Origin of the sequence: Sulfitobacter rhodophyticola (genome assembly GCF_041281685.2) — a bacterium.
Classification (GTDB): domain Bacteria; phylum Pseudomonadota; class Alphaproteobacteria; order Rhodobacterales; family Rhodobacteraceae; genus Sulfitobacter.
The window spans coordinates 1,531,675-1,544,458 of the sequence record NZ_CP166251.2; the positions used below are offsets into that span (position 1 = coordinate 1,531,675).

Consider the following 12,784-nt stretch of genomic DNA (forward strand, 5'->3'; position numbering starts at 1 on the left):
CGGGATTTATGTTGTGGTCATTGATTAAGATCGTTGTTTTCGTCGGCGTGATCGCGGCGATTGCCTGGGGTGCCGGTTACCTGCTGGAAAGTCAGGGCGGTGTGCAGATCACCTTGATGGGCACGGAATACAGTTTTGGCCCACTGCAATCGGTTATTGCCGTTGTGGTCCTGCTTGTCGCGCTTTGGATATTGCTGAAACTGGTCTCCCTGCTGTTTGCGACGCTGAAGTTCATCAACGGCGATGAAACAGCCCTGTCGCGGTATTTCGACCGCAACCGTGAGCGCAAGGGGTTCGAAGCGCTGTCTGAAGGGCTGATGGCGCTGGCCAGCGGTGAAGGGCGCATTGCCATGGCCAAGGCCGCCAAGGCGGACAAGTATCTCAACAAGCCTGCGCTGACCAATTTGCTGACTGCGCAAGCGGCGGAACTGGCTGGCGACCGGCGCAAGGCGGAAGAAACCTATCGCAAGTTGGTTGAAGACGATCAGACCCGTTTCGTAGGGGTGCGCGGGATCATGAAGCAGAAGCTGGCAGACGGGGATACCGAAACGGCCCTGAAGCTGGCGGAGAAAGCCTTTGCGCTGAAACCCAAGCACGCTGAGACGGGTGACGTTCTGTTGCAGCTTCAGGCGGAGAAAGAGGATTGGTCCGGCGCGCGTCAGACGCTCAGCGCGAAATTGAAGGCGGGCCACTTGCCACGTGACGTCCACAAGCGCCGCGATGCGGTTCTGGCGCTGTCCGAAGCGCGCGATGTGTTCGACGAGGGCAATGACATCAAAGCCCGCGAAGCGGCGATTGAGGCAAACCGCCTGTCGCCTGACCTGATCCCCGCTGCGGTGATGGCCGCGCGCGGATATGTGGAGCAGAAAAAGCCGCGCTATGCCGCGCGACTGCTGACAAAGGCATGGAGCGTGCATCCGCACCCCGATCTGGCCGCTGCCTTTGCCGCGATCGAACCGGATGAGAAACCCGCAGCGCGGATCAAGCGATTTTCCGGCCTGGTCAAGTCAAAGCCCGACCATCCGGAAACCAAGATGCTGATGTCGGAACTGCATATCGCGAACGAGGATTTCCCCCAGGCCCGGCGGGCCTTGGGCGATCTGGTCGAAGCGGATCCCACGGCCCGGTCGGTCACGCTCATGGCTGCTATCGAACGGGGCGAAGGCGCATCGGATACGATTGTCAAAGGCTGGCTTGCGCGTGCGCTGACCGTTTCGCGGGGCCCGCAGTGGGTTTGCGGGAACTGTCAGCACATCCATGCCGATTGGCGCCCCATATGCTCCAATTGCAAAAGCTTTGACACGCTGGAATGGAAAACGCCGCCCACCGCCGAAGTTGCCATGCCGGGCGGGGTTCAGATGCTGCCCCTGATCGTCGGTGCGGTTGAGGATAAGAGCGGCGCGGACGGCGCGGGCAAGGTCGCCGACCCGGTTGAGATTGAAGATGCGACGCTTGTCGATGACGCTTCGGTGGAGAAATCAGGCAAGATTGCAGAACCTGAGCCTGCTACGCAGAAGTAGGCGCGCGGCATTGCGCAAGATGGTATTCGCGGAGGTATTGCTGTGCCACGATCGCAATTCAGCCCGCTGACGAATCCCGTGGTGACAGTTTTGCGGCACAAACAGACGTCCGACCCAGCACATTACCGATTTTCGGACGTCGGATAACCTGTATCTTGATCCTGACGCGGCACCGCGCCGTTGATCCGTCCGAGACCTCAGCGAGTTTCCGCCATCCCTTGCGCAAGACCTTGCCGAAAACCCCTTTGATTTGGAATGCACGCAGGTTTCTTTCAAAAAAGTCCAAACTTAACAGTCTGAAAACAATGGATAATTCAAAAATCACAAGTTTTCTGCCAGAAATCGTGTGTTTATTCTGAACCTTTTCCCCAAAAGCCGCGACGTATATTTGTAACGAGTGAAAGATGGTGCCGGGGGATCTCTTTCAGGCCAGCGGGTGTGTGTTTACCCGCTGGCTTTGTTTCCCCGGTTATCTTTCAGGCCGCGTGGGGCGGCCGGGTTATGATTGGGGTAAAAGCGCAGGATATGGACCGCCTGATCCAGATGGAGGCTTTTGCGCAGGTCGTTGACCAAGGCGGCTTTTCGGATGCCGCCAGGAAAATGGGTATCTCCAAATCTGCTGTTTCCAAACACATCTCCGGCCTTGAGGCGCGCCTTGGTGCGCGGTTGCTGAATCGCACAACCCGCCGTGTCAGCCCCACGGAAATTGGCACTGCCTATTACCGGCGGGCCCGGCAGGTGCTCAGCGATGCGGACCAGGCAGATGCGCTGGTGTCATCCATGCAATTTCAACCCACTGGCCTGTTGCGCATCAGCGTCGCCAGTGATGTGGGCCGAAGTCACCTCATGTCAGTGCTTGAACGGTTTCTTGCGGCCTACCCGCAGGTCAACATCGAAATGGAACTGAACGTGGGTGATGCGGCGCTCATTCCGGGCCACTTTGACCTTGCGATACGAACCGGGGACCTGAAAGACAGTACCTTGCTGACCCGCAAGCTGGCTGATGCGCGGATGCGTGTTGTCGCAAGCCGGACCTATATAGAACAGCATGGGCGCCCTGAAACGATTGAAGATCTGGCCAACCATACGCTGCTAACCCACATCGGCCATCAGGATATCGGCGGTTGGAAGTTGGTTCAGGCCAAAGGCAAGACAATCCACGTCCCGCCCAAGGGATCACTGGCCATAAACGACGGTCAGACCTTGCTGGAGGCAGCGATCAACGGCCTCGGTATTGCTTTTCTGCCCAGCTACGTCTTTGCTTGCGCGCTTGAGACAGGGCAGGTGGTCGATCTTTTCCCCGATCTGGTGCTGAAACCACAGGGTATCCATGTGCTTTATCCCTCGGGTCAGTTCATGCAACCGAAGGTGCGCGCGTTTATTGATGCGCTGGCAGCGGCCTTTGCGGACAAAGGTCCTGACGTTTGGTAGCCCCACTTCCCCTCTGGCGGGAACTTGCGATTTAGGTCTAAATAGCCCAACGTCTTGATATACGACTTTTTTTGGACGCTATTTATTCGGCATATTGGAATGAGCGCAGATCACGGGTTCCTCATGCGCCAGATCGCCAACGGTGATCAGGCGGCTTTTGCCGCGCTTTATCGCGCGCTTGAAGGGCCGACATTGAGATTTATCCGCTCAAAAATGAACGATCCGCACGAAGCCAACGACATACTTCATGAAGTGTTTATGGAAGTTTGGCGATCCGCCGGCAAATTCGAGGGGCGTTCAATGGTCAGGACCTGGGTCTTTGGCATTGCCTACCGCAAGACGGTAGATGCTTTCCGCAAGCGCGGGAAGATTGAAACGCGTGACGAATTGCCCGAACAGATCGACCCTGCGGATGGGGCGGACACGATGTTGAATGCGCGGCAGGAAGCCGTGCATTTGCAGTCTTGTCTTGACGGGCTTTCAGAAGAACAGCGGCTTGCGATATCGCTCGCCTACTTCGAAGACATGACCTACGATGAGATCGCCGAAGTGGCTGGTGTGCCCGCCGGAACGGTGAAATCAAGGGTCTTTCACGCAAAAAAACTATTGGCTGCCTGCATGCGTAGCCGGATTGAGAGAGCAGCCCTATGACCCTCCTGGAAAAAGAAGAGATCGACGCGCTGTTGGTGTTTCACGCCAACGGAACCCTCAGCCCCGAGGAGCGCCTGCAAGTCGAAACCGCGATGGCACGGGACCCGGACCTGGCCGATGATCTGTCATTGCTACAGGCGCTGCGCGCTGAAATGCAGGAAGAGCCGCTGCCCACGGCCGGTGCCCTTGCCCAGCAGCGACTGATGTCTGCCATCGTCAAAAGCCCGCAGAACAGCGCCGCAGAGGCCGTTCAAAACACGCGCGCGCCATGGCCTGTGGCGCGTCTTGTGGCGGTTCTGGCGCTTGTCGCCCTTGTCGGCCAAAGCTTTTATGCGTGGCGCGGCAGTGAGGCACCGGGATACGAGCTTGCTTCAAGTGGTGCGCGCGGCGACCTTTTGGTAGCGTTCAATCCAGACGCGACCGAAGAGATGATTCGCCAGACATTGCTGGATCTGGATCTGCAAATCGTTTCTGGCCCGTCTTCTTTGGGGCTTTACCGCCTCAGCAGCGCCGATCCGGAAGCGGGGGAAAAGGCTCTTTCCGCGCGGAATGATGTGATTGAAAGCGTGGAGAATGCGACCGAATAGGGCAACCATACGCATGACGGCGGCCTTGGGCGCTTGTCTGTCGGTCCTGACTTTCCTGTCAGGGCCGTTTTTGCTGTTTGGACCAACGGTTGCGCAGGCGCAGTTCACCGTCGATGAAACCCCGATGATCTTGGCCCGTGTGTCGGGTGGTGGTGGATCTGGTGGCGGTGGCACCGGTGGTAATGGCGACGGAACGGGTGGCAGCGGAGACGGGACTGGCGGCAACGGCGATGGGACCGGTGGGAACGGGGATGGCACCGGCGGTAATGGCGACGGCACTGGCGGTAACGGCGATGGCACCGGTGGCAACGGCGATGGCACTGGCGGCAACGGTGACGGCACCGGCGGTAACGGCGATGGCACTGGCGGTAACGGTGATGGAACCGGCGGCAATGGGGACGGCACCGGCGGGAACGGCGATGGCACCGGTGGCAACGGAGACGGGACTGGCGGCAACGGCGATGGGACCGGTGGTAACGGGGACGGCACCGGCGGGAACGGAGACGGCACCGGTGGCAACGGAGACGGCACCGGTGGCAACGGAGACGGGACTGGCGGCAACGGCGATGGGACCGGTGGTAACGGGGACGGCACCGGCGGCAATGGCGATGGCACCGGCGGGAACGGTGATGGCACCGGCGGGAATGGCGATGGCACCGGCGGTAATGGGGACGGCACCGGTGGCAATGGAGACGGCACTGGCGGCAACGGTGATGGTACCGGTGGGAATGGCGATGGCACCGGTGGTAACGGGGACGGCACCGGTGGCAATGGCGACGGCACTGGCGGCAATGGCGATGGGACCGGTGGCAACGGAGACGGCACCGGTGGGAATGGCGATGGTACCGGCGGCAACGGTGATGGCACCGGCGGGAACGGTGATGGCCCCGACGGTAACGGTGATGGGACCGGTGGTAACGGGGACGGCACCGGCGGCAACGGCGACGGGACCGGTGGCAATGGAGACGGCACCGGTGGTAACGGCGATGGCACAGGTGGCAACGGGGATGGAAATACTGGACAGGGGATTTTCTCCGCTGGCGGCGGGGCGGACGGGAACGGGGACAGTACCGGGCTTCCGGGACGACGGGCTGGTACGACACCTTCGCAGCCTCAGGGCGGAACGACGTTTCGCAGCACGCGCGAAACTGGTGGCCCTGTTGTCACGGTCCGTGGATCAGGCAACCCCGAAGTTGTCGTGATCGGCCCTGCGCGCCAATCACAGGCGGCGGTGGACGCATTGGCCGAAGTCGGTGCGCGTTTCCTGCGGACAAAGCAGTTGGGCAGCATGGGATTGCAAGTGCTGATCTTTGAATATCCAAGGGGCCGCCAGATCACCGCGATCAACGAGGCCTTGCGCGCTGCGGCGCCCGACATGGATGCGGCCTATCACAACATCTACGAATTCGCGCAGTTTGCGCCCCGCACCTATGCCCCTGACCTTGTCGCACAGGGGGCACCCAATGGATGCCGCGTACCCCGCAACGTCCGGATCGGGATGATCGACGGACCGGTCAACGCTGCGCATCCCGCCCTTGCGGGCGCCAAAATCCGCACGCATTCCCTGCTCAGCGCGCAGGAACGTTCCGTGGGCGCGGCGCACGGCACCGGTGTCGCCGCCTTGATGGTGGGCGAGGACCCGCGTGGATATTTCTCCGGCTTTGCGCAGGGCGCGGAGCTTTTTTCAGTGGCGATCTTCACCAGCCGGTTGGGCGGCGAACGCACCAATGTGGAACGCATCGCCGGCGCGCTTGACTACCTGTTGGCGCGCGATGTCCGACTTATCAACATGTCGTTCACCGGACCCAACAACAACGTGCTGCGCATCGTGCTTGAGGCGGCATCGTCCGCCGGGGCGGTCATGGTTGCCGCAGTCGGGACGGATGGTATACCGGGCGGGTCATTGCCCGCCGCATCGGAATACGTGATCGGCGTCACGGCCGTCGATTCCAGATTGCGCAGATTTGGCGCGGCAAACAGCGGCCCGCAGGTTGAATTTGCTGCCCCCGGTGTGGATCTTTATGTCGCCAAGGCGCAGGGCGGTAGATACGCCACCGGGACATCCTTCGCGGCCCCGATCGTGACGGCGATTGTTGCAGGCATGACCGCCCGCGGTGCCCGTGGCCTTGCACAGATCCGTGCCCGCCTTAAGGCAAACGCGCAGGATTTGGGCGCGGCGGGGCGGGATGATACCTTTGGCCATGGCCTGGTGCGCGCAAGCAACTGCTGATTACCACCCACTTGACGACTGCGGCAGACGACTACTGCCCCACCTGATCTACCCGGTCAGGGCATAGCGACGGATTTCCTCGAACATCCCGTCCGCTCGCTCGCCCACCAGTGTCAGACTGTCGATTTGCAAAGGCTGCCCGAGGAATCGTTCGAATATGGGCAGGATACCTGCCCGCATGCCGACAACCTGCGCCTTGGGAAGTTTGGACGTCAGCGTGATGTGAAACCGGAACTGATCCAGCACATAAGGATAGCCCCAGCGCGCCAGATGCGCATTCTGCGCGGGCGACAGGTTGGCCCGCCTGCGGTGCGCAAGCTCCGCCTCCGACGGGGTGGCGCGGAAAGGGTCGAGGGTGCGCACAACGGTCGCGGCCATGCGCGCCAGCGCACTTTGATCTCCAACCGGGATCAGCGCAATAAAGCGTCCGAGCGCGGCGAGTTCCAGCCCATCCAGCGTCACAGGTACCAGCGTCGTGCAAAGAACCTCGGTTTCCGCCATAAGGGCGTCAACGGTCGTACCCGGCGCAAGTTTGAAGGGCGGCTTGATTGTGCCGTGAAGTCCGTATTTGCGGGGCGTTTCGGTCAGCGCGGCGATGTCCAGCCCCGCAATGTTGGGGTATGGCACCGCGCAGCCTTGGGCGATATCCCAGCCAAGCCAATTTGCGCCAAGCCCGGCCAAATCCCCTTGCGGCGTGAAATAGATCGCGTATCGGTCGTACATCTTTGCAATCGCCCTTCATTCAGTGGCCCCAAAGCGTGACAGTGACATGACAAAAGAAATGATCCTCGCCAATGCAAAACTGGTTCTGCGCGACGAAGTGATCGTCGGCGCGGTGGTCGTGCGCGATGGCAGGATTGCGCAGGTGGACAGTGGGGCGAACGTGCCTGCGGGGGCAGTGGATTGCGAGGGGGACTTTCTTTCACCCGGTCTGATCGAATTGCACACCGACAATCTGGAACGGCACATGAAGCCCCGCCCGAACGTCGATTGGCCCCACCGCGCGGCGATCGTGGGCCATGATCGGGAACTCGCCGGGACCGGGATTACAACGGTGTTCGACGCAATTCGGGTGGGTTCGATCCATTCCCATGCGCGCAAACGCTACAACAGATATGCGCGCGGCATGGCGGACGAGATCCTGGAGATGCGCGACAGGGGCGCGCTCAAGATCAGCCATCACATCCACCTGCGCGCCGAAGTGTGTTCGGAGACACTGGTGGAAGAACTGGAAGAATTCGGCCCGGGCGACCGGGTTGGAATCCTGTCCCTGATGGATCACACACCCGGCCAGCGCCAGTTCCGCGATCTGGCAAAGTTCGAGGATTACGTCTGCACCAAAAACAACATGCCGCGCGAGGGATTTGCGGAATATTGCGACTTCCTGCGCGGCTTGCAGCGGACGTATGGCGTTGCGAATGAAGCGGCAGCGGTAAGTGCGGCGGCGCGATATGGCGCGGTTCTGGCCAGCCATGATGATACAACGGCAGAACAAGTCGCGCAGAGCCACGCGCATGGCATCAGCCTTGCGGAGTTCCCGACCACAGTGGAGGCCGCGACGGCCTGCACACAAAGCGGCATTGCAACCATGATCGGTGCGCCCAATCTGGTGCGGGGCGGGTCGCATTCCGGGAATGTGGCGGCGTCAGAACTGGCCCAGATGGATATGCTGGATATTCTGTCGTCTGACTACGTGCCTGCGGCATTGCTGATGGGTGCGTTGTTGCTGGGCGATTTGTGGGGCGATATGGCGCGGGGCATTGCGACGGTCACGGCCGCTCCGGCGCGGCATGCACGACTTGCGGACCGTGGCACGCTGGCCGTCGGGCAGCGTGCCGACCTGATCCGGTTCGGCAGGATCGGCCGCGCGCCGCTGGTGCACGGGGTCTGGGTGATGGGCGGACAGGTGGCCTGATGCGGCTCTAACGAAGCGGTTTCAGTACCATTTCGCAACGGGTGGCAGGCTCATCAGCACTGCTTCGGGATCATGTCCTGTTTCCAGCCCGAACTTGGTACCGCGGTCGTAGACAAGGTTGTATTCAGCATAAAGCCCCCGGTGGCGCAATTGTGTCTCCTTGTCCTCTTCCGACCAGACGGTCGGGTGGCGTTTGTCGACCAAGGGCACGAAGGAGGGCAGGAAAGCGGACCCGACATCCCTTGTCAGCGCGAAATCCGCTGACCAGTCGCCGGTGTTGCGATCATCATAAAAGATACCGCCCACGCCGCGCGCACGCTTGCGGTGGGGAATAAAGAAGTATTCATCCGCCCAGGCCTTCAGTTCATCATAAAGCGCATCACCATGAGGGTCACAGGCGCCTTTCATCTGGTCGTGAAAATGTGCGGTGTCCGCATCATATTCAATGCAGGGATTCAGATCGGCCCCGCCCCCGAACCACCACGCATGGGGGGTCCAGAACATGCGGGTGTTCATGTGCACCGCAGGGGCATGCGGGTTTTGCATATGCGCCACCAACGAAATGCCGGAGGCCCAGAACCGCGGATCATCCGCCATGCCGGGGATGCCCTTGCGCGCCGCCATCGCCGCCTGCGCGCGGGGGGCAAGCGTGCCGTAAACCGTGGAGATGTTCACACCGACCTTTTCGAACACACGGCCACCCCGCATCACGTTCATCTCTCCTCCACCTGCATCTGATCCATCATCGGACGTGCGGCTGGTCTTGCGCACTTCAAACCGGCCTGCGGGCGCGTCAGCGGTGTGGCGGTCTTCCAGGGCGTGAAATTCCGCAACGATGTCATCGCGCAATTGTCGGAACCAGTTGGAGGCTTGGGATTTTTCAGTGTCGAATGGGGCGGTCATCAGTGTCTCAGCGGTTGTTGTTTGCGCCGACACTAGCGCGCCGGTGGCAGAGTTGAAACCACATCTGACAAGCGGTCTGTTGCGCGGCAGTTATAGCAGTTCAAGTGTGTCGCCCGGCGCGATCCGCCCGCCTTGCGAAACCTCGGCATACACGCCCATGTCCTTGTGCCCATAGCGTTGTTGCAGCGCGCGTGGCAGGTCGATGTCACGCGCCCCGGTTTCAAGGTTCACTTCGGTGGCCGGACACCGCTGGGTGCGCAGCAGGACACGCAGACGGGCCTCTCCGATGGCAACCTCCCGCGCTTCCCAGTTCAATTCATCAAAGGGCGCTGTACCGGAAAACAGGATATTGGCGCGAAAACGGGCAGGGCTGATGTCCATCCCGACGGCCCGGGCGAATTCCGCGACACTGTCGATGTTGATCAGCGATACGGCGTTCATCATCTTTTCGGAGACCACGGAAACGTCGGTGAACTTGTGCGGCCCGGCGGATTGCAGTGTCGGTTGCATATCGGGAGGATAATCAAGGTGCTGCGCGATGCATGCGGCGGCGGCGTCCCGGCCTTCGGGCGATTGGGTGTCGAACGCTTCATCCGCGATGTGCAGCATTTGCGTGTCTTCATCAAAACGGGTCACCAACCGCGCTAGGGCCGCATCGCGGGCCAACACCACGAATTTCCCCTTCGGAAGCGGTTTGGGGTTTTGCGGGTCAAACCCACTGCCGGGGCGCGCAAATCCGAAGGCGCGGTCAAGTGGAAACCCCTGTCCGGTTGCAAGCGTGACGTGATCAAGCTGCTGTGCGCTTAGCCCTTTGACGGGATAATGGCACAGCATTTCAATTCTGGCGGTCATGAACGATCCCTGTCGGTCCTGTGGGGGGTAACGCGGAGGATGTTTGCAGCAAAAGCAGGGGATTGCAAAGCGATGCGCCTTTGAAGGGATGGAAAGGAGGCAGATGCTGCACGATTGCAGATAGGGGAATAAGATACATAAAATACAACTGGTTGCACGGAAAATCCAATTTCTGAGGTACGCCCCTCAAAAAAAATGTAGACGTGAGGTGCGTACCTCAAATAGCGTGAAGAAGTGAAAACGACGAATCGGCGCCCCGAATAAAAAGCCGATTGCACATTGGGAGGAAAATCCATGAAGAAATTGAAACTGGCATCTGTCAGTGCCATCAGCATTGCAGCAGCCTCATTTGCAAACAGCGCTGCCGCCGAAGATCTGACGCTGTGCTGGGCCGCCTGGGACCCAGCGAACGCATTGGTTGAGCTGAGCAAGGAATTTGAAGCACAATCCGGCCACAACATGAGCTTTGAGTTCATCCCATGGCCCAACTTCGCGGACCGGATGCTGAATGAGCTGAACTCCGGCGGTAAACTCTGCGACCTGCTGATCGGCGACAGCCAGTGGATCGGCGGTGGCGCTGAAAACGGCCATTACGTCAAATTGAACGACTTCTTCGACGCCGAAGGCATCTCCATGGATGATTTCGCCGAAGCAACGGTTTACGCCTATTCCACGTGGCCCAAAGGCACGCCGAACTACTACGCGCTGCCCGCGATGGGCGATGCGAATGGCTGGTTCTACCGCAAGGACTGGTTTGAACGGGACGACATCAAAGCGGCCTTCAAAGAAGCGACAGGCCGCGATCTGGCTGAACCAAAATCCCAGAAAGAGCTGCTCGAAATCGCGCAATTCTTCCAGGAGCGCGAGATTGACGGCAAGACCGTCTATGGCGCGTCCATCTTTACCGAGCGGGGATCCGAAGGCATCACCATGGGCGTGACATCCGCGCTATATCCATGGGGTTTCAAATACGAGAACACACCGGGGTCCTATGACATGGAAGGGGCTGTGAACTCCGCCGAGGCAGTCGAGGCGCTGGAATTCTACAAGGAGTTCTACGAAACAGCGACACCGCCGGGTTACACCAACTCCTACATGGGTGAATCGCTGGATGCGTTCAAATCCGGTCAGGTCGCCATGGCGATGAACTGGTTCGCCTTCTTCCCCGGCCTTTATGCCGATCCGAACACCGGCGGCGACAAGATCGACTTCTTCGTCAATCCCCCGCAGAACCAAGCGGGTTCGACACTGGGCGGTCAGGGGATCTCGGTTGTGGCCTATTCCGACAAGCAGGATGCGGCCCTCGAGTACATCAAGTGGTTTGCACAACCTGACGTGCAAGCGAAGTGGTGGGAACTGGGCGGCTATTCCGCGCATAACTCCGTGCTGAACGACCCGGGCTTCAAGGACAGCGCACCGTTCGCCGGTGATTTCCTGGATGCGATGGGATCGGTTCAGGACTTCTGGCAGGAGCCTGCCTATGCCGAGCTGCTGCTGGCCATGCAAAAGCGTCTGCATGACTACATCGTGGCCGATCAGGGCACAGCACAGGAAGCGCTGGACAAGCTGGTCGAGGATTGGACCGAAGTCTTCGAAGACGAAGGCAAGCTGTAAACCATTCGTAGGGTGCGCATTCACTGCGCACCCTACACCCCACCTTCTACCAACCGCTCACCCACCGCGCCCGCGCGACCGGAGACGTCATGTCAGACACCCCCATAAATCGTGTTGCCGCTGCCACGCCTGTCCGCGTCGCGCGCAAGGTCAAAGGTTTGAGCGACCGCGCCATCGCGTGGATCTTCGTCGGTCCGACGATCTTCTTGCTGCTGGCGATCAACATCTTTCCGCTGATCTGGACGATCCAGCTCAGCTTTACCAACTACAAGGCAAACCGTCTGGGGCGCGAGGTCAAGAACATCGGCCTGCGCAACTACGAACGCATCCTCACCGACAGCGACATCTGGCTGAACATGCAGGCCACGGCGCATTTCCTGTTCTGGACGATCTTCTTTCAGGTGCTGATCGGCTTCACGCTGGCCTACCTGATCAACAAGAAATTCAAGGGCAATGACCTGTGGACGACGATCATCGTGCTGCCGATGATGCTCTCGCCTGCGGTGGTCGGCAACTTCTGGAAATTCCTCTACCAGCCCCAAATCGGCCTCTTCAACTACATCGTCGCCTTCTTCACCGGCAAGGATCCGTCGAGCTTTGAGATGCTCGGTTCCGTCGACCTCGCCCCGTGGTCGATCGTGATCGTGGACACCTGGATGTGGACACCCTTCGTGATGCTGATCTGTCTGGCCGGGCTCAGGTCGATCCCCGATTACATCTATGAAGCTGCTGAAGTCGACCGCGCCTCCAAACTGCGACAGTTCTTTACGATCACCATCCCAATGGTGCTCCCCTTCCTCATGCTCGCGGTCCTCTTCCGTGGCATCGAAAACTTCAAGATGTTCGATCTGGTGGTGCAGCTGACAGGCGGGGGTCCGGGGTCCACAACCGAACTCACCTCCATCAACCTCAAGCGCGAAGCCTTTGAGAAATGGCGCACCGGCTACGCCTCGGCCTATGCGATCATTCTCTTTGTCACGGTGTTCGGCCTCGCCAGCATCTACGTCAAAGCGCTGAACAAGGTCAAAGAACGATGACCCCAGCGACGCCCTTCTTCATCTTTTCTCTGAAAATATCCTCG

Annotated in this window: 11 protein-coding genes; 8 read left to right on the plus strand and 3 right to left on the minus strand. The window is 60.0% G+C overall.

Features of this window, described 5'->3' with window-relative positions; genetic code table 11:
• Window positions 1-8: 8 nt before the first annotated feature.
• From AB4X18_RS08525 to AB4X18_RS08545, 5 genes are all read left to right on the plus strand, one after another.
• Complete coding sequence (locus tag AB4X18_RS08525; RefSeq protein WP_370399675.1) at window positions 9-1,520, plus strand: heme biosynthesis protein HemY; 1,512 nt, start codon at window positions 9-11, stop codon at window positions 1,518-1,520.
• 525 nt (window positions 1,521-2,045) lie between these two features.
• Complete coding sequence (locus AB4X18_RS08530; RefSeq protein ID WP_370402601.1) at window positions 2,046-2,951, plus strand: LysR family transcriptional regulator; 906 nt, start codon at window positions 2,046-2,048, stop codon at window positions 2,949-2,951.
• A 123-nt stretch (window positions 2,952-3,074) separates the two neighbouring features.
• Complete coding sequence (locus AB4X18_RS08535) at window positions 3,075-3,602, plus strand: RNA polymerase sigma factor (RefSeq protein ID WP_432817292.1); 528 nt, start codon at window positions 3,075-3,077, stop codon at window positions 3,600-3,602.
• Complete coding sequence (locus AB4X18_RS08540; RefSeq protein ID WP_370399677.1) at window positions 3,599-4,189, plus strand: anti-sigma factor family protein; 591 nt, start codon at window positions 3,599-3,601, stop codon at window positions 4,187-4,189. Before AB4X18_RS08535 ends, AB4X18_RS08540 begins: the two co-directional genes overlap by 4 nt.
• A gap of 13 nt (window positions 4,190-4,202) precedes the next feature.
• Entirely contained in the window at window positions 4,203-6,419 is a 2,217-nt protein-coding gene (locus tag AB4X18_RS08545) for a S8 family serine peptidase (protein ID WP_432817293.1), read from the plus strand.
• 48 nt (window positions 6,420-6,467) lie between these two features.
• Here AB4X18_RS08545 and AB4X18_RS08550 read toward each other — a convergent pair whose 3' ends face one another.
• Window positions 6,468-7,142 carry a DUF1045 domain-containing protein gene (locus AB4X18_RS08550; RefSeq protein ID WP_370399680.1) on the minus strand — a complete coding sequence of 225 codons (675 nt, stop codon included), beginning with the start codon at window positions 7,140-7,142 and terminating at the stop codon, window positions 6,468-6,470.
• 46 nt (window positions 7,143-7,188) lie between these two features.
• Here AB4X18_RS08550 and AB4X18_RS08555 point away from each other — a divergent pair, with 46 nt between their 5' ends.
• Complete coding sequence (locus tag AB4X18_RS08555) at window positions 7,189-8,334, plus strand: alpha-D-ribose 1-methylphosphonate 5-triphosphate diphosphatase (RefSeq protein WP_370399681.1); 1,146 nt, start codon at window positions 7,189-7,191, stop codon at window positions 8,332-8,334.
• A gap of 21 nt (window positions 8,335-8,355) precedes the next feature.
• Here AB4X18_RS08555 and hemF read toward each other — a convergent pair whose 3' ends face one another.
• Window positions 8,356-9,237, minus strand: a complete 882-nt coding sequence (hemF, locus tag AB4X18_RS08560) for an oxygen-dependent coproporphyrinogen oxidase (protein WP_370399682.1) — start codon at window positions 9,235-9,237, stop codon at window positions 8,356-8,358.
• Between the two features lie 90 nt (window positions 9,238-9,327).
• Window positions 9,328-10,089 carry an MOSC domain-containing protein gene (locus AB4X18_RS08565; protein WP_370399683.1) on the minus strand — a complete coding sequence of 254 codons (762 nt, stop codon included), beginning with the start codon at window positions 10,087-10,089 and terminating at the stop codon, window positions 9,328-9,330.
• A 294-nt stretch (window positions 10,090-10,383) separates the two neighbouring features.
• On the opposite strand from AB4X18_RS08565, the gene AB4X18_RS08570 reads away from it, so the two are divergent.
• Together AB4X18_RS08570 and AB4X18_RS08575 are read left to right on the plus strand one after the other, a co-directional pair.
• The gene (locus AB4X18_RS08570; RefSeq protein ID WP_370399684.1) at window positions 10,384-11,703 is read left to right on the plus strand and encodes an ABC transporter substrate-binding protein; all 1,320 of its coding nucleotides are present in this window, start codon (window positions 10,384-10,386) and stop codon (window positions 11,701-11,703) included.
• 89 nt (window positions 11,704-11,792) lie between these two features.
• On the plus strand, window positions 11,793-12,740 hold the full coding sequence (locus tag AB4X18_RS08575; protein ID WP_370399685.1) for a carbohydrate ABC transporter permease: 948 nt from the start codon (window positions 11,793-11,795) through the stop codon (window positions 12,738-12,740).
• Window positions 12,741-12,784 lie beyond the last annotated feature (44 nt).